Source organism: Streptomyces sp. NPDC047049 (assembly GCF_040643995.1).
GTDB classification, from domain to species: domain Bacteria; phylum Actinomycetota; class Actinomycetes; order Streptomycetales; family Streptomycetaceae; genus Streptomyces; species Streptomyces mooreae.
This window is the reverse complement of sequence record NZ_JBEYVM010000004.1, coordinates 153626-169959: the sequence shown is the minus strand read 5'-3', so window position 1 is coordinate 169959 and position 16334 is coordinate 153626. Positions and strand designations below refer to the sequence as shown.

15 protein-coding genes are annotated in these 16334 nt (G+C 72.0%); 8 read left to right on the top strand and 7 right to left on the bottom strand.

Translation table 11 applies throughout. The annotated features are described in order from the left end of the window. Positions 1-76: 76 nt before the first annotated feature. A complete protein-coding gene (murJ, locus tag ABZ851_RS12150) occupies positions 77-1645 on the bottom strand; it encodes a murein biosynthesis integral membrane protein MurJ (protein WP_361126207.1) in 1569 nt (522 codons plus the stop codon). A gap of 252 nt (positions 1646-1897) precedes the next feature. Beyond that, entirely contained in the window at positions 1898-2845 is a 948-nt protein-coding gene (gene ligD, locus ABZ851_RS12145; protein ID WP_361125226.1) for a non-homologous end-joining DNA ligase, read from the bottom strand. Between the two features lie 30 nt (positions 2846-2875). Here ligD and ABZ851_RS12140 point away from each other — a divergent pair, with 30 nt between their 5' ends. After that, positions 2876-4012 carry a Ku protein gene (locus ABZ851_RS12140; protein WP_361125224.1) on the top strand — a complete coding sequence of 379 codons (1137 nt, stop codon included), beginning with the start codon at positions 2876-2878 and terminating at the stop codon, positions 4010-4012. Positions 4013-4197: 185 nt separating this feature from the next. Beyond that, positions 4198-4572 carry a S4 domain-containing protein gene (locus ABZ851_RS12135; RefSeq protein WP_088801349.1) on the top strand — a complete coding sequence of 125 codons (375 nt, stop codon included), beginning with the start codon at positions 4198-4200 and terminating at the stop codon, positions 4570-4572. 12 nt (positions 4573-4584) lie between these two features. On the opposite strand, the gene ABZ851_RS12130 is transcribed toward ABZ851_RS12135, so the two are convergent. Next, positions 4585-5016: a YchJ family metal-binding protein gene (locus ABZ851_RS12130; RefSeq protein WP_361126204.1), complete on the bottom strand. Its 432-nt coding sequence runs from the start codon at positions 5014-5016 to the stop codon at positions 4585-4587. A 249-nt stretch (positions 5017-5265) separates the two neighbouring features. Here ABZ851_RS12130 and ABZ851_RS12125 point away from each other — a divergent pair, with 249 nt between their 5' ends. Together ABZ851_RS12125 and ABZ851_RS12120 are read left to right on the top strand one after the other, a co-directional pair. After that, on the top strand, positions 5266-5460 hold the full coding sequence (locus tag ABZ851_RS12125) for a hypothetical protein (RefSeq protein WP_018092434.1): 195 nt from the start codon (positions 5266-5268) through the stop codon (positions 5458-5460). Between the two features lie 241 nt (positions 5461-5701). Then, positions 5702-7582, top strand: coding sequence for a hypothetical protein (locus tag ABZ851_RS12120; RefSeq protein WP_361125221.1), 1881 nt, complete (start codon positions 5702-5704; stop codon positions 7580-7582). 51 nt (positions 7583-7633) lie between these two features. Here the strand turns inward: ABZ851_RS12120 and ABZ851_RS12115 are convergent, their stop codons facing one another. After that, positions 7634-9139 carry a PLP-dependent aminotransferase family protein gene (locus ABZ851_RS12115; protein ID WP_361125219.1) on the bottom strand — a complete coding sequence of 502 codons (1506 nt, stop codon included), beginning with the start codon at positions 9137-9139 and terminating at the stop codon, positions 7634-7636. A 100-nt stretch (positions 9140-9239) separates the two neighbouring features. Here ABZ851_RS12115 and ABZ851_RS12110 point away from each other — a divergent pair, with 100 nt between their 5' ends. The 4 genes from ABZ851_RS12110 to ABZ851_RS12095 all read left to right on the top strand — a co-directional run bounded on the left by ABZ851_RS12110 (position 9240) and on the right by ABZ851_RS12095 (position 12938). Further along, complete coding sequence (locus tag ABZ851_RS12110) at positions 9240-9923, top strand: hypothetical protein (RefSeq protein ID WP_361125217.1); 684 nt, start codon at positions 9240-9242, stop codon at positions 9921-9923. Continuing rightward, positions 9920-10720 (top strand): glycerophosphodiester phosphodiesterase family protein, encoded by an 801-nt coding sequence (locus tag ABZ851_RS12105; protein WP_361125215.1) that lies wholly within the window; start codon positions 9920-9922, stop codon positions 10718-10720. The genes ABZ851_RS12110 and ABZ851_RS12105 overlap by 4 nt, the downstream gene beginning before the upstream one ends. Before the next feature lie 145 nt (positions 10721-10865). Continuing rightward, positions 10866-12248, top strand: coding sequence for an MFS transporter (locus ABZ851_RS12100; RefSeq protein ID WP_361125213.1), 1383 nt, complete (start codon positions 10866-10868; stop codon positions 12246-12248). 312 nt (positions 12249-12560) lie between these two features. Continuing rightward, positions 12561-12938: an RNA polymerase-binding protein RbpA gene (locus ABZ851_RS12095; RefSeq protein ID WP_026170122.1), complete on the top strand. Its 378-nt coding sequence runs from the start codon at positions 12561-12563 to the stop codon at positions 12936-12938. Positions 12939-13113: 175 nt separating this feature from the next. Here ABZ851_RS12095 and fxsA read toward each other — a convergent pair whose 3' ends face one another. The 3 genes from fxsA to lnt all read right to left on the bottom strand — a co-directional run bounded on the left by fxsA (position 13114) and on the right by lnt (position 16276). Beyond that, positions 13114-13731, bottom strand: coding sequence for an FxsA family membrane protein (fxsA, locus tag ABZ851_RS12090; RefSeq protein ID WP_361125211.1), 618 nt, complete (start codon positions 13729-13731; stop codon positions 13114-13116). A 119-nt stretch (positions 13732-13850) separates the two neighbouring features. Beyond that, positions 13851-14606: a polyprenol monophosphomannose synthase gene (locus ABZ851_RS12085; RefSeq protein WP_361125209.1), complete on the bottom strand. Its 756-nt coding sequence runs from the start codon at positions 14604-14606 to the stop codon at positions 13851-13853. Further along, positions 14603-16276 (bottom strand): apolipoprotein N-acyltransferase, encoded by a 1674-nt coding sequence (gene lnt / locus ABZ851_RS12080; protein WP_361125207.1) that lies wholly within the window; start codon positions 16274-16276, stop codon positions 14603-14605. The genes ABZ851_RS12085 and lnt overlap by 4 nt, the downstream gene beginning before the upstream one ends. Positions 16277-16334 lie beyond the last annotated feature (58 nt).

Genomic DNA, 16334 nt, shown 5'->3' with positions numbered 1-16334 from the left:
GGGTCATCGCAGACCGGGGCGCCACCTACCGGGCCGCCGGGACCCGGTACGGAAATCCTGGTCACTGCGGACCTGCTCACCGCAGTCCGGGCAGGCTGCGCAGCTCACCGATCTTCAGGGCACGGGCCAGGGCCAGGAAGATCAGCGCCATGCCGGTACCGCCGGCGGCCAGGCCCAGGACGGGCGTCCAGGCCGCCGGGACGGGCACGCCCAAGCAGGCACGGGCCACGAGCCAGCCGGCCGCCGCGGCTGTGGCCGCGGCCCCGGTCAGCTTGCCGTAGGTGCGGCACAGGCGCCGGCCGTCGAGGCGGCCGGCGAGCCGCCGGCGCAGCAGCAGCGCGGTGACCAGCAGCCCGACGCCGTACGCGACGGCGTAGGCCGCGGCCATACCGGTCACCGCCCAGCGGGCGGGCAGCAGCAGATGACACGCGGTGGCCAGGGCGATGTTGACGGCCGCGATCCAGACGGCCATCCAGAACGGCGTGCGGGTGTCCTCGAAGGCGTAGAAGCCGCGCAGCAGCAGGTACTGGGCGGAGTACGGGATCAGGCCGAGCCCGAAGGCCTGCAGCATGTGCCCGGCAGGCACGGCCGACGCGGAGTCCACGGTGCCGTGCGCGAACAGGAACTGGGCGGTCTGCGGGCCGAGCGCGAGGAAGAAGAAGGCGGCCGGAACGATCACGACGCCGCTGATGCGCAGCGCACGGGAGAGGTCGGCACGCAGGTCGTCGAGACGGCTTTCGGCGACCGCCCGGCTCATCCGCGGCAGCAGCGCCGTCACCAGCGAGACGGTGACGATCGACTGCGGCAGCGTCCAGATGAGCTGGGCATAGCTGTAGACGCTGTATCCGACGCCCGCGGTGGGGAGTTGCTGGTCGGCGGCGACGGCGTAGTGCGTGACGACGACCATCGCGGCCAGGTTGGCGAGCACGAACAGCAGGGTCCAGCGGGCGGCCGTGAGGCTCTTGCGCAGACCGGTGCCGCGCCAGTCGAAGCGCGGCCGGAAGCGGAAGCCGGCGGCGCGGACGAAGGGGATCAGGGCCAGGCCCTGTACCGCGATGCCACCGGTGGTGACGATGCCGAGGAAGTCGATCTGGCCGGGGCTGATGTCCTCGATGCGGTCGGGGCCCGCCAGCAGGCCGAGGTAGATCCCGAACATCGTGATCAGCACGATGTTGTTGAGGACCGGCGTCCACATCATCGCGCCGAACTTGTTCCTGGCGTTGAGGACTTGACCGAGGATGAAGAACAAGCCGTAGAAGAAGAGCTGTGGCAGCAGGAACCGGGCGAACACCACGGTGAGCTCGAAGGCGGCGTGGTGGCCCGGTGTGTCCGGTGTGAAGACGGCGACGATCTGCGGCGCCGCCCAGAGCGACAGCACGGTGCCCACCGCCAGCACGCTCAGGACGAGGGTGACCAGGCGCTGTTCATGGGCCCGTCCGCCGTCCGCGTGCTCGGCCCTGGCGCGTACCAGCTGCGGCACCAGTACCGAGTTCAGCGCGCCGCCGATCAGCAGGGTGTAGATGCTCATCGGGACCATGTTGGCGGTGTTGTACGTCGTGGCGAGCAGGCCGGTGCCGAGTGCGGCCGCCTGGAGCACCTGGCGGATCATCCCCGTGCCACGGGAGATCACGGTCCCCAGCGCCATCAGGAGTGAGGAGCGCTGCAGGCCTTTGCCCTCGCCGTCCTGATGGCCCTCGTCATCCTGGTTGCTCGCGCCGCCCCGGGTGCCCGCGGCGGGCCGGCGCCGCCCCGGGTGCGGCGCCCGACCGACCGGTTCCCCCGCGTTGCCGGGCTCCGGTCCGTCGCCGGCGGCCTCGTCATCCGCCCACCGGTCCGGAAGACGGAGCGGCAGTGTGTCGTGTGGCGCGTGTGGTGTCCCCTCCAGCATGCCGCCAATCTACGTCGAACCCCGGCCGGACCCGGGCCTGTTGGGTGCCGCGGGCGCACGCGGGGGTGCGGCGCGCGGAAGCGGCCGGGCCCGGCCGGGGTCGAGGAGCGGGCCGAGCAGGTCGCCGTGGTGCGCGAGGCGGGGTGCGATCTCGCCGAAGAGGAAGCTGAGTTGCCGTGGATCGGTGCACTCGGCGATCTCGTCCCGCGTGACGGGGGTCGAGACGGTGGGGGTGGGGCGGGCACGCAGCGTGTAGGCGACGGCGGTGGTCTTGGCTGCGGCGTTCTGGGAGAAGTCGAGGAAGACCTTGCCGGGGCGAAGGGCCTTGGTCATCTTGGGCACGACAAGGTCCGGGAGGGCCGCCGCGGCCTCGGTGGCGAGGGTCTTGGCGTATGCGGTGGCCCGCTCGGAGGGGGTGGGTTCGATGGGCACGATGAGGTGCAGGCCCTTGGATCCGCTGGTCTTCGCGCAGACCTCCAGGCCGTCGGCTGCCAGCCGGTCGTACAGCCACTGTGCCGCGGCGCAGCACTCCACGATGGTGGCCGGAGCGCCGGGATCGAGATCGAGGACGAGGCGGTCCGCGAGGCCGGGAGCCTGGCACTTCCACTGCGGAGTGTGCAGTTCGACGACCAGGTTCGCCGCCCAGACCAGCGAGGGCAGGTCCTGCAGCAGAACCTGCCGGGCGGGCCCGGAGGTCGAGTGCGGGACCTCGCAGGTCTTCACCCAGGAGGGTGCCCCGGGCGGCACGTTCTTGGTGAAGAAGCACTGGCCTTCCGGCCCGTCGGGGTAGCGCAGGAAGGAGAGCGGACGGTCGTGGAGGTGGGCGAGCAGCGGGCCCGCGACGGTGGTGCAGTAGTGCAGCACCTCGCCCTTGGTGGTGGCGGTCTCGGCGTAGAGGACCTTGTCCAGGTTGGTCAGCGGGAGGCGCCGCCCCTCCACGTCGGTGATCGGCGACATACGATGAGAATCCCACATAAGGGATAAACGATGCGATCTATCTGGAATGGCTCCATCTCGTTCGGTCTGGTCACCATCCCCGTGAAGACCTACAGCGCCACCGACCGCACCTCGTCGGTCTCTTTCGTGCGCATTCACGAGAAGGACGGCGCGCAGATCCACTACCGGAAGATCTGCGAGCTGGACGGCGAGGAGGTCCCGAACGAGGAGGTCGGCAAGGGCTATCAGGCGCCGGGCGACGAGACCGTCGTACCGATCACCGACGACGATCTGTCCCAGCTGCCGATGCCGACCGCCAAGACGCTGTCGATCCTGTCCTTCGTCGACCCCGCCGAGATCGATCCGCTCCAGATGGACAAGGCCTACTACCTGGGCCCCAATGGAACCTCCGCCACCAAGCCGTACACCCTGCTGCGGGAGGCGCTGGAGCACCACCGGAAGGTCGCGGTCGGCAAGGTGGCGATGCGGGGGCGGGAGTCGCTGGCGATGCTGCGGGCGTACGACCGGGCGATCGTGATGCATACGCTGCTGTGGCCGGATCAGATCCGGCCCGCCACCGGGGTGGCACCCGACGATGTCGAGCTGCGCGAGAACGAGCTGACGCTGGCCGAGACGCTGATGGACTCCCTGGGCGAGCTGGACCCCGCCGAACTCCACGACGACTACCGCGAGGCCGTCGAGGAGCTGGTGGCCGCCAAGGTGGAGGGCGAGGAGCCGGCCGCCCCCGCCGCGTCGGGCAGCTCCGGCGCCCAGGTCATCGATCTCACGGCGGCCCTGGAGAAGAGCGTGCGGGCGGCGCGGGGCGGCGGGCCGCCCGACACCCGGGCAAAGTCGGCGCCCGTGACCTCCCTGCGGGGGCGGAAGCCGGCGAAGAAGAGCGAGGCCGGGCCGCGCGCCTCCGGACGGAGCGGCACTCCGGCGAAGAAGACGGCGAAGAAGACCGGCTCCGGCTCGGCCACCGCGAAGAAGACCCCCGGCAAGAAGACGGCGGCCGCGGCGAAGACCTCCGGCGGACGGGCCAGGGCCGCTTCGCCGGCCAAGAAGACCGGCACGAGCACCCGCGCCTCGACCGCCCGCACCTCGACCGCCGGCACCTCCGCGAAGAAGGCATCGAAGAGCACCGCCAAGAAGGCGACGGGCGGGAAGTCGGGCCGGAAGACGGGGTGACGGCCGTCGGCGGCGGACGGGTACGACGATCGCGCACGGCGCACGCGCAGGGCGGACGCGCAGGGCAGACGCGCAGGGCAGACGCGCAGGGCAGCCGCGTACGACGCACGCGTACGGCGAGCCGGAGCGACCAGGGGCCCGGCCGTCGGCCACCGCTCACCGGGCGGCCGTTCTAGAGTCTTGGTATGGCTTCAGACGAGGGGACCACCCGCATCGACAGCTGGATCTGGTCGGTACGGCTCACCAAGACGCGGTCGCTGGCCGCGGCGGCCTGTCGCGCGGGCCACGTACGGGTCAACGGCGAGCGGGTGAAACCGGCCCATGCGGTGCGCAACGGCGACGAGGTGCGGCTGCGGCACGCGGGCCGGGAGCGGATCGTGGTCGTCTCGCGCCTGGTGCGCAAGCGGGTGGGCGCGGCCGTTGCCGCCGAGTGCTTCATCGACAACAGTCCGCCGGTCCCGCCGCGCGAGGAGGTTCCGGTGATCGCAGTGCGCGAACGCGGCACCGGTCGGCCCACCAAGCGCGACCGCCGCGAGATCGACCAGTTGCGCGGGCTCTGAACCGGGCAGCGCCTACACCGACGGCAGGGCGTCGAGATAGACCCACTGGCCGCTCTCGCGGACGAAGCGGCTGTGCTCGTACTGGCTGTCGGCGTGGCCGTGCAGGGTGAAGTGGGCACGGAATTCCACGGTGCCCTCGGTGTGGAAGGCGCTGCCGCCGGTGGTGCCGAGGATGTCCAGGCCACTCCAGCGCAGGTCCGGGTCGAGTTCGAGGCCGCCGGGGCGGGTCGTCGGGTGCCAGGTGCGCAGCAGGTATCCGGTGTCACCGGCGGCGAAGGCGCTGTAGCGCGAGCGCATCAGGCGCTCCGCGGTCGGGGCGGTGGCGCGCCCCTGGTGGAAGGGGGCGCAGCAGTCGCCGTAGGTCTCGGTGCGCCCGCACGGGCACGGTGAGGCGGCGGTGACAGTGGCGGGCGGGCGGCGCGGCTCGCCCTTCGGCCTGCTCAGCTCGCTCGGCTTCTTCGGCTTGCCCGGCTTCTTCGGCTTGTTCGGCTTCGACACCCCACGATTGTGCCGGGTCGGCGGACCGGGGCCGCGACACGCCCAGCACACCCCGGAGCGGCACGCCCTGGAGCTGCACCCATTTGGGGAATTCCCACGACAAATCACCCATTTGCGGCTTTTCCTGGCTTGATACGTGCTGTGAGGCTGGAAGAACTCATGGTGTCCGTCCCCACCACCCAGGAGAGAACCCCCATGATTCTGTCCATTTCCGGCGTCGTCCTGCTCGGTGTCATCGTCTTCCTCTTCTTCCGCAAAGACGGCCTGAAGTTGTCGCATGCACTGGTCTCCGCGCTCTTCGGGTTCTATCTCGCCAGCTCCGCCATCGCCCCCAGCATCAAGGCCGGCGGGGCGAGCCTGGCGAGCCTCCTCGGGGGGATCAAGATCTAGCGCCTGCCCGCACAGTCCCGTCGTTCGCCGTCCGGAGTCGTCATCCGGTGTTCCGGCGTTGTCCGGAGCCGTCATCCACGGTCCGGAGTCGTCATCCGGTGCCACTCCACGGGTCCCGCCCGAACGGACCGCACCACCTCCCGTCCGGGCGGCTCCGTATGCAGCACGCTCCCGGCCGCCGCCCACACCGAGCCGCCCCCGAGCCCTCCCACGACCACCGCCACGAGCAACAGGAGACGATGTGGCCCGTCGACCCCTGCCCCGCATCCTGACCGACAGCGCACCGCTCGCCCGTATGACCCAGAGCACCTCGCTCGCCCGCGGCCGGGAACTCGCGCGGACCGCCGCCGACAGCGCCTGTGACGTGCTCCATCCGCTGATCACCATCGGCCGGGGGCTGCGCCGGCTGGGCGCGGCGGGCCGCGGACGCTGGGTCGACACGCCGCGGGAGAACCGCGGTCCGCTGGCCTTCTTCGTCGGCGCGTGTGTGCTGGTCATGTGCCTGGTCCCGTACGGTCCGCTGCTCGCCCTGATCGCGGTGATGGGCGCGGGCGCCTGGGCGGGCCGGGAGCGTACGCCCGTCGAGACCGGTCCCGGGGAGGCCGAGCGGGAGCGGCTGCAGGCGCTGTACGAGGCGCTGGTCCCGTACTTCTCCGTCGAGGGCGACCCCAGCCCCCTGTACGCGCACGACGGCGGCTGGGAGCGGGTCTTCACCGAGCACGCCTTCGACGACAGCGGGCGGATCGAACGGCTGCAGTTGAAGTATCCGGCGTACTTCACCGACGGTGAGGACCAGTCCCGGGTCCGTATCGAGCAGGTGCTGTACGCCAAGGCGGGCCGGGGCCGCGAGTACCACTTCGGATGGGACGAGCTGGCCAATCAGCTCACCGTGACCGTGCTCGGCGCGCTGCCCGCCGACATCGGAGCGCAGCGCTTCGTCACCTCACCGGGCGAGACGGTGCTCGGGTTCACGGACGCGGACGCCGTGCAGCGGACCCTGCCGGTCACCGCCGGGATGGAGACGCGGGATGCGCCGCCGGTGGTCTGGCGTACCGGGCCGCGCTCCACCGAACCGCATCTGCTCGTCCTGGGGCAGCCGGGGACGGGCGCCACGACCCTGCTGCGCTCGATCGCGCTGCAGGCGCTGCAGCACGGGGATGTGCTGGTCATCGACGGCGGCGGCACCGGTGAGTACGGCGCGCTGTCCGGACGCCGGGGGGTACTGGGCGTGGAGAGCGGCCTGGCGGGGGCGCTGGCGACCCTGGAGTGGGCGTCCCACGAGACCGAGCGGCGGCTGATCGCGGCGAACCGGGCCCGGCAGGCCGGCCGGCCTGCGCCGGAGGACACCCGGCGGCCCCTGTGGATCCTCGCGGACCGTCCGACGGCGCTGGCCCATGTGGCGGTCGCGGAGGGCCGGGACGATCCGCAGCGGTGGCTGCAGACGCCGCTGCGGCACGGCCGGGCCGCCCACGTCACGGTGGTCGTGGCCGACCAGTTCGAGAGCGCCGAGCTGCTGAGCGAGCCCGTACGGGCGCACACCAAGGCGCGGGTGGTACTCGGCCCCGCCACGGCGGAGGAGGTTCGGGCGGTGCTCGGGGCGCCGCCGCACACCACGCCGGCCGCGAGCGTCCCGCCGGGCCGCGGCTATGTGCGCCTGGGGTCCGCTCCGGTACTGCGACTCCAGGTGCCGGCCACGCCCGATCCGCTCGACGAGACCACCGGGCAGGCGCTGCGGCAGGCCGTTCTGTCGCTGCTGCCGGAGCGTACGGTCCCGGCCGACGGGGCAGGGGCGGCCACGACGGCGACCGACGGCAGGCCGGGTGACGAGGGCACGTCCGCGGATACCGGCCGACGGGTGAACATGAGCAAGTCCGCAGGCTCCGGGACCGGGGGCTCCGGAACCGGGGCCGCCGACACGGCGGAGCCGCACCGCGAGACCGTGGCGGCCGGCGGGTCCACAGGGGCCGGCGACACCGCGATGACCGGAGCGGCACGGAACGCCGGAAACGCCGTTCCCCCCGCCGAGCCGGTGGGCGCGGCGGGGCTCCGGGCGCGGGCCGTCAAGGGTGGCGAATCCCGCGTGGTCAACGGGTCGGCGGAGGCCGTCCCCACGGAGGGGTGAGGCCGCCGCGCCCCGAGGGCCCACCCGAGGGGCCGGCCCGCTGATCAGCCGTCAGGCCACGAACGCATGCCGCAGCTCCGTGTCCACGGGTGCGCCCGTCGCCACCAGTCGCGCGGCGCCGGCCAGCCGGACCGCGGCCTCTTCGGCGACGGCTCCGCTGACCGTGAAGGGCAGCCGTACGAATCCCTCGAAGGCACCGTCGACGCCGAACCTCGGGCCGGAGGGCACCCGCACCCCGAGCCGTTCCCCGGCCTCCGCGATCCGGGAGCCGGAGAGTCCGCCCGTACGCGCCCAGAGGGTGAGGCCGCCGCGGGGAACGCTGAATTCCCAGTCGGGGAGGTGCCGGCGCAGCGCCTCGACGATCGCGTCGCGGTTCTCACGGGCCTGCTCACGGCGGATGCCGACGGCCGCCTCCCAGCCGCCGCCCTCCAGGAGCGAGGCGATGGCGAGCTGTTCGAGCACCGGTGAGCCCAGGTCGGAGTAGGCGCGGGCGGCGACCAGACTGCGGATGATGTCGGGGGCGGCACGCACCCAGCCGATCCGCATCCCGGCCCAGAACGCCTTGCTCGCCGAGCCGACCGTGATCACGGCGCTGCCGGCGGGGTCGAACGCGCACACCTGACGGGGCGGTGCGGTGTCCTCGTCCAGCTGGAGTTCGGTCATGGTCTCGTCGACGACGAGCAGGGTGCCGGCCGACCGGGCGGCATCGACGAGGCGCCGGCGCTGGTCCTCGGTGGCAAGGGTGCCGGTGGGGTTGTGGAAATCGGCGACGACATACGCCATACGGGGCGCGGCATCACGCATCACCTGGCGCCAGACGGGGATGTCCCAGCCGGCCAGCTTGTCGGCGAGCGCGACCGGAACGAGCCGGGCGCCGGCGTCCCGCATCAGCTGGAGGATGTTGGCGTACGACGGGGAGTCGACGGCCACCCGCTCGCCGGGGCTCGTACACAGCCGGCAGATCGCGGCCACCGCGCCCATCGCGCCCGTGGTCACCATGATCTGCTCCGGCATGGTGGGGATACCGCGGGCGGTGTAGCGGTCGGCGAGGGCCTGGCGGAGGACCGGCAGACCGGCGGGGTAGTCGCCGTGGGTGTGGGCGTAGAGCGGAAGGTCGGCCATCGCGCCCTGGAAGGCGCGGGTGAGCCACGGCTCGGGAGCCGGGAGGGCGGCGCAGCCCAGGTCGATCATGGAGCCGGCGGCCTCCGGGGGCAGCGGTTCCAGACCGCGGGTGGGCAGCGGGTTGCCGGCCGGGACGGCGGTCCAACTGCCCGAGCCGCGCCGGGACTCCAGGAATCCCTCGGCGCGCAGCGCTTCATAGGCGGCGGCGACGGTGGTGCGGCTGACGCCGACGGCCGTGGCCAGCTCGCGCTCGGCGGGCAGGCGCGCCGCGACCGGCACCCGGCCCTCCAGCACGAGTCGGCGGACGCCGTCGGCAAGGCTGCGATAGGCCGGCAAACGGCGTCCGGCGGCGGTGAGTTGAGCCTCGGACGGGTCCTGCGACCGGAGCAGCCGGGCGAGTTGGGGTGCACCCACCGCTGAAGTCCACTGAGCCATGAAGATCAGTCCACCTTCCCCGAATTGGCTCTACTTCACGAGCCCGGACCTGCCACATGGTGTCATGCGTCGGTCCAATCCTGCCAGGAGGGGAAAATTCATGTCCATATTCAGGAAAACCGGACCGGGGAGGGGGCTGCCGGCGCGCCGCCTGATCCAGCTCTTCACGGGGCTGACGCTGTACGGCGTGAGCATGGGGCTGATGCTGCGGGCCGGGCTCGGCCTGGAGCCGTGGAGCGTGCTGAACCAGGGCATATCCCGCCATACGGGACTGTCGATCGGCACGGTCACCATCGTCGCCGGTGCGCTGATCCTGCTGCTGTGGATCCCGCTGCGCCAGCGTCCCGGCCTCGGCACGGTGGCCAATGTGGTGATCCTCGGGCTGGTGATGGACGCGACGCTGGCCTGGATGCCGCAGCTGCACTCGCTGGCCGCGCGCATCCCGCTGCTGGCGGGCGCCGTCCTGCTCAACGGTGTCGCGACCGGCCTGTACATCTCCGCCGACTTCGGTCCGGGCCCCCGGGACGGGCTGATGACCGGGCTGCATCTGCGGACCGGCCGTCCGGTGCGGCTGGTGCGGACCTGCATCGAGGTGACGGTACTGGCCACCGGCTTCCTGCTGGGCGGGTCCGCCGGGGTCGGCACGGTGGTCTATGCGCTGGCCATCGGGCCGCTGGCGCAGTTCTTCCTGCGGCGCTTCGCGATCAAGGACCGGCCCGTGAAGCCCTCACCGGTGGTGGCCCGCGGAGGTGCTTCACCCGAGCACGCAATACTGCCGGAGTGACCCCAGCGATACGCACCCGCCACGTCTATCTCGACCACCCCGTGCCGCTCCCCTTCGCCCACCGGGGCGGGGCGGCCGAGGGCCTGGAGAACACCGCCGCCGCCTTCCGCCGCGCGGTCGGCCTCGGCTACCGCTATCTGGAAACCGATGTGCATGCCACCTCGGACGGAGAGCTCGTCGCCTTCCATGACGCGACGCTCGACCGCGTCACCGACTCCCGTGGCGCGATCGGGCAGCTCCCCTGGCGCGCGGTGCGACAGGCCCGCGTCGGCGGCCACGAGCCGCTGCCACTGTTCGAGGAGCTGCTGGAGGAGTTCCCCGGGGCGCGCTGGAACGTCGACCTCAAGGCCGATGCCGCGCTCGCTCCGCTGCTCGCCCTGCTGCGCCGCACGAACGCCTGGGACCGGGTGTGCGTCGGCTCGTTCTCGGAGGCCCGGGTGGCCCGCGCCCAGCGGCTGGCCGGACGCCGGATGGCGACCTCGCTCGGCACCCGCGGCGTGGCCGGCCTGCGGCTGCGGTCGTACGGGCACGGGGTGCTGCCGCTGGACCGGCTGCTGGGTGCGGCGGTGCGGCGCAGCGCGGTCTGCGTCCAGGTTCCCGAGCGGCAGTCCGGCCTCCCCGTCGTCGATCCGCTCTTCCTGCGCGCCGCGCACGCGCTGGGCATGCAGGTCCACGTCTGGACGGTCAATGACGCGGACCGGATGGCGGCGCTCCTGGACCTCGGCGTGGATGGCATCATGACGGACCACATCGAGACGCTGCGGGCGGTGCTGACCGAGCGGGGGTGCTGGGTCTGACCGGGCGGGGATGCCGGTGCCGACCGAGCGGGGATGCGGGATCCGGGGGGCGTCGCGAACCGACGGCAGATGCGGACCCACGCGGCTCCGGGTCCGCCGGCCGTCGTCCGCCGCCGTGAACGGGGACAGGAAGACGGGGGTCGGCGTGGAGAGCACACGAGCCGTGGCCAAAGGCGTGGACGAGGGCGGGGACGAGACGGCCGCCCGGCGCCGGGAACAACGCGGCTGGTACTGGTACGACTGGGCCAACAGCGTCTATTCGACGACCGTGCTGACCGTGTTCCTGGGGCCGTATCTGACCTCGGTGGCGAAAGCCGCGGCGGACGCGGACGGCTTTGTGCACCCCCTGGGCGTTCCGGTGCGCGCGGGCTCCTTCTATGCCTATGCGGTGTCCGCGTCACTGTTGCTGTCGGTGCTGGCGATGCCGCTGGCCGGAGCGCTGGCCGACCGGACCGGCCGGAAGAAGCCGCTGCTGGGCTGGTGCGCCTACGTGGGGGCCGCGGCGACGACGGGGATGTTCTTCCTGGGCGGCGACCGCTACCTGCTGGGCGGGGCGCTGCTGATCCTCGCGAATGTCGCCTTCGTGGTGTCGATGATGCTCTACAACTCCTTCCTGCCGCAGATCGCCCGGCCCGAGGAGCGGGACGCGGTCTCCTCCCGCGGCTGGGCGTTCGGCTACGCGGCCGGAGCGCTGGTCCTGGTCGCCAACCTGGTGCTCTACGGCGCACACGGCTCCTTCGGCCTGTCCACGGGCGCCGCGGTGCGCATCTGCCTGGCGTCGGCGGGGCTGTGGTGGGGCGCGTTCTCGGTGATTCCGCTGCGCCGGCTGCGCGACCGGGGGGCAGCCGTCGCCAAGCAGCCCGCCGGGCCCGGCTCCGCCGCGCCCGGCCAGGGGTGGCGGCAGTTGCGGGGGACGCTGCGCCACATGCGCCGCCATCCCCTCACCCTCTCCTTCCTCCTCGCCTACCTCGTCTACAACGACGGCGTACAGACGGTGATCACCCAGGCCTCCGTGTACGGGTCCGAGGAGCTGGGCCTGGATCAGACGACGCTGATCGTGGCGGTCCTGCTGGTCCAGGTGCTGGCCGCGGCGGGCGCCCTGCTCATGGGGCGCCTGGCCGGACGGTACGGCGCACAGCGGACGATCCTGGGCTCCCTGGTGGCGTGGGTGCTGACGCTCGCGGCGGGATACTTCCTGCCCGCGAAGGCGCCCGGGTGGTTCTTCGGGCTGGCCGCCGGCATCGGTCTGGTCCTGGGCGGAAGCCAGGCGCTGTCCCGTTCGCTGTTCTCCCATCTGGTGCCGCACGGCAAAGAAGCGGAATATTTTTCCGCGTACGAGATGAGCGACCGGGGCGTGAGCTGGCTGGGGCCGCTGGTGTTCGGGGTGGCCTACCAGCTCACCGGGAGCTACCGGGACGCGATCGTGTCCCTGGTGGCGTTCTTTGTGATCGGTTTTGTCCTGTTGGCGAGGGTGCCGGTGGGACGGGCGATCGCCGCGGCGGGAAATCCTGTACCTGACCGGATTTAGCTCCAGGGCGTGCGGGCCGGTAGTGTACGCCTTTGGCTCACCAGGCGGACCGTTACTGCGCGCTTCACTCTCGATGGCGCTGGGTGACATCTGCTGCCAGATGTGACAAACCGGGCGCTGGTGGGTACAACAAGGGGCGGCACGAAGGAAGGCAGCGGCGCACAGCGCCTCCATCATGGGCGGTGGTGGGCGACGGGTGGGCGCATGTCCCGAATTTCGAATACGGGAATCTTCACCGCCGACCGGACGTTGACCGGATGACGACGACAGCGACACCTGTCCTGTGGGCGACAAGCCCGGGAGGCACGATTCATGAGTGAGCGAGCTCTCCGCGGCACGCGACTCGTGGTGACCAGCTACGAGACCGACCGCGGCATCGACCTGGCCCCGCGCCAGGCGGTGGAGTACGCATGCCAGAACGGACATCGATTCGAGATGCCGTTCTCGGTTGAGGCCGAGATTCCGCCGGAGTGGGAGTGCAAGGTATGCGGTGCACCTTCGCTTCTGGTGGATGGCGATGGCCCTGAGGAAAAGAAGGGTAAGCCCGCGCGTACGCACTGGGACATGCTCATGGAGCGGCGCACCCGCGAGGAGCTGGAGGAGGTGCTGGCCGAACGGCTGGCCGTCCTGCGCTCCGGCACCATGAACATTGCCGTGCATCCGCGCGACAGCAACCGCAAGTCCGCCTGACAACGGACCTGCGCCAAGCAGCACAAAGGGCCGGGCCACTGCACTGCGCAGTGGCCCGGCCCTTGCTGCGTCCGTGCCCGCACACACCTGGCGTGCGCACGCGCCGGGCACCGGCACATGCCAGGTGCCCGCACGCGCCGGGTGTCGTCCGCACGCATCGGGCGCCCGCCCGCGCTCAGCCGGTCAGCGGCGGGTCCTGGCGGCGCGGGGGAGAAGGCTCGTCCTCGTGGATGACCTCGCCCTGGACGACCTTGCCGTCGGGCCGGTGCATCCGCGCCTGCTGGAAGGCATCGCCGAACGAGCCCGGGGCGTAGCCCGCCCGCCGGTTCAGCAGCTTTTCGGCGCGGCGCTGGATCAGCTTCCCGGTCGGCGGGAAGAGGCAGAGCAGCCCCAGGGCGTCGGACACCAGCCCGGGGATCATCAGCAACAGCCCGCCGGCCATCGGGAGCGTATTGCCGCTGCCGGTTTTGCCGTCGCCGGATTTGGCCGGGCCCGAGGTGCCGTTACCGGAGGAGCCGGAGTTGCCGGGAGCCGCCGGGCCGCCGGTGGTCTGCAAGCTCTCGGTGAGGTTGCGCCAGGCACGACGGCCGGCCCGTTTGACCACATAGCCGCCGATGATCACTCCGGCGACCAGCAGGAGAAAGACCGTCAGGCCGTTGGCGGCCCCGGCGACCACGGTCAGCAGCCAGATCTCCAGCACCAGCCAGGCGGCGATGCCCAGGGGGACGAACCGGCGGGCGCGCGAGCGCTGGGGCGGGCGGGAACTCGGCGGTGGCGTGGCTCCGAACGTCATGCCTCAAGTGTGCCTGGCCCCTGCCGCCCCCCTTCCCGAGGGTCACGCGGGACGGATCGTCTCCGGGCGGCCCGGCGCAGCGGTCCCGGCCTCAGCGGGCCCGGTGCAGCGCCCCGGCGTCAGCGGCCGCGGATCTTGTCCACCCGGGAGCCGAGGCCCCAGGCCGTGACCCGCCACAGGGCCTCCACGACGATGTCACGGCTCATCTTGCTGTCGCCCAGCTCCCGCTCGACGAAGGTGATCGGCACCTCGACGACGTGATAGCCGGCCTGCACGGCACGGCGGGCGAGGTCGACCTGGAAGCAGTACCCCTGGGAGGCCACGTCATCCAGGCCCAGTCCTTTGAGCGCGTCCGCGCGAAAGGCCCGGAAACCACCGGTGAGGTCGCGCAGCGGGAGGTCCAGCACCAGCCGGGAGTACGTGCTGCCCCCGCGGGAGATGAGCCGGCGGTACGCCGGCCAGTTGACGGTGCGGCCGCCGGGCACCCAGCGCGATCCGAGGACGAGATCGGCGCTCTTGAGGGCGGTGAGCAGCCGCGGCAGCTCCTCGGGCTGGTGCGAGCCGTCGGCGTCCATCTCGACCAGCACGTCGTAGCCGTGGTCGATCCCCCAGCGGAAGCCCGCGAGGTAGGCGGCGCCGAGGCCTTCCTTGCCCTGGCGGTGCAGGACGTGGACCTGCTCGTCGGCGGCGGCCAGCTCGTCGGCGAACTTGCCGGTGCCGTCAGGGCTGTTGTCGTCCGCGACGAGGACGTGTGCCGTGGGTACGGCGGACCGCACCCGCGAGACGATCGGCTTGATGTTCTCCGCCTCGTTGTACGTCGGAATGATCACCAACGTGGTGCCGAGCGGACCGTACTGCCGCTGCCCGTCTGTCACTGCTGCCCCTTCTCGTCCTTCGTTCGCCCGCGCCGGCCGGCAACTACCCCAGCGGCACAGGACAGAAGCCCCACGATAGCGAGCAGCCACTCGGGAGCGGCGCCGACGCGGTCGGCGAGCGTCGTTTCGTCCCGCAGCGGGATCCGCGCGGAGACCACGCCCTGGGTGAACTCGGGGATCCGGTGGGTGATCTTGCCGTCCGGGGCGACCACGGCGCTGATCCCGCTGGTGGCCGCGGTGACCACGGCCCGGCCGTGTTCGACGGCGCGCAGCTTGGACATCGCCAGCTGCTGCTCGGGCTGGCCGGAGCGGCCGTAGGTGGCGTTGTTGGTCTGGATGACCAGGGCACGGGCGCCCGCATCGACGGTGTCGTGCACGATCTGGTCGTAGGCGACCTCGAAGCAGATGACGTCGCCGAGCCGGGCGGGGCCGACGTGGAGCACACCGGTGTGGTCACCGGGGTAGAAGTCACGGGGCACCCGCTGGAAACGCGTAATGATCTTGCTGAGCTGTTCCCGGAACGGCACGTACTCGCCGAACGGCACCGGGTGCTGCTTGGTGTAGGAAGCGCCCGGCCCCTTCTTCGGGTCCCAGACGATGCCCTCGTTGAAGACATACCCCTTCTTGGAGGGGTGGTCGATCAGGGCGCCGACGAGGACGGGCACGCCGATGGCCTTCACGGCCTCGTCGATCCGGTCATAGGCCTGCGGGTACTTGTACGGGTCGAGGTCGGAGGAGTTCTCCGGCCAGATGACCAGGTCCGGCTTCCTGGCCCGGCCGGCCTTGACGTCGGCGGCGAGCTTTTCGGTGGCCGTGGCGTGGTTGTCGGTGATCATCATGGGGCGGCCCAGGAAGTCCATGCCGGGCTGCTGGACGTTGCCCTGCACGACAGCGATGTCAGCGGTGTCGTCGGCCTTCGTGGGAACGGGCACCACGGCGCCGGCCAGGGTGACCGCCGCGGCGAGCCCGAAGGCTTCCAGGGCCGGGACGGCGCGGCGCAGCGAGCCGTTGCCGCGCAGCTGCCAGAGGGCGGCGGCGCATACGGCGAGCAGCGCGCCGGCCAGCGCCACGGCGAAGGTCACCAGCGGGGCGCCGCCGAGCGCGGCGAGCGGGGTGAAGGGCGAGCCGGTGTTGGCGAAGGCGAGCCGGCCCCACGGGAAGCCGCCGAACGGCAGCCGGTCGCGGGCCCATTCCTCGGCGACCCACAGGCAGGCGGCCCACAGCGGCCCGCCCGGCAGCCGGGAGGTCACGGCGAGCGCCGCGCCCAGCAGCGTCAGGAAGAGTGCTTCGGCGACCGAGAGGCCGAACACGGCGTCCCACCCGACCACGTGCAGCCACTTCAGCAGGATCAGGAAGAACGGCAGCCCGAAGACGAAGCCCGTCCAGGCGCCCTGGCGGGCGGTGCGGCCACGGGTCAGCAGCGACAGCGCGGCGACGGCCACCACGGACAGCGGCCACAGGTCGTACGGCGGGAAGGCCAGGCCGAGCGCGATGCCGAAGACGGCCGCAAGGCCGGTACGCAGCGCCTCCCGGCGGACCAGGGCGGCGAGCCGCCGCGCCCGCCCGGGGCGCGCGGGCTCAGCGGTGGAGCCCGTCCCGGCGTGCGGCACCGGGCCGTCGGGCGAGGTGTCGCTGACGGCTTCTTCGGTGGTGTCGGAACCCGATGGCACGGTCGCGGGCCTTCCTGCAGGTCGTGCGGTGGTGAGCTGACCGTACATCGGGAAGCCG

Excerpts from the sequence above, each read along its gene's own strand:
- murJ (WP_361126207.1), bottom strand. The coding sequence starts at position 1,645 with ATGGCGCTGGGGACCGTGATCTCCCGTGGCACGGGGATGATCCGCCAG.
- ABZ851_RS12115 (WP_361125219.1), bottom strand. The coding sequence starts at position 9,139 with ATGGCTCAGTGGACTTCAGCGGTGGGTGCACCCCAACTCGCCCGGCTG.
- ABZ851_RS12095 (WP_026170122.1), top strand. The coding sequence starts at position 12,561 with ATGAGTGAGCGAGCTCTCCGCGGCACGCGACTCGTGGTGACCAGCTAC.
- ABZ851_RS12110 (WP_361125217.1), top strand. The coding sequence starts at position 9,240 with ATGTCCATATTCAGGAAAACCGGACCGGGGAGGGGGCTGCCGGCGCGC.
- ligD (WP_361125226.1), bottom strand. The coding sequence starts at position 2,845 with ATGTCGCCGATCACCGACGTGGAGGGGCGGCGCCTCCCGCTGACCAAC.
- ABZ851_RS12140 (WP_361125224.1), top strand. The coding sequence starts at position 2,876 with ATGCGATCTATCTGGAATGGCTCCATCTCGTTCGGTCTGGTCACCATC.
- fxsA (WP_361125211.1), bottom strand. The coding sequence starts at position 13,731 with ATGACGTTCGGAGCCACGCCACCGCCGAGTTCCCGCCCGCCCCAGCGC.
- ABZ851_RS12135 (WP_088801349.1), top strand. The coding sequence starts at position 4,198 with ATGGCTTCAGACGAGGGGACCACCCGCATCGACAGCTGGATCTGGTCG.
- ABZ851_RS12125 (WP_018092434.1), top strand. The coding sequence starts at position 5,266 with ATGATTCTGTCCATTTCCGGCGTCGTCCTGCTCGGTGTCATCGTCTTC.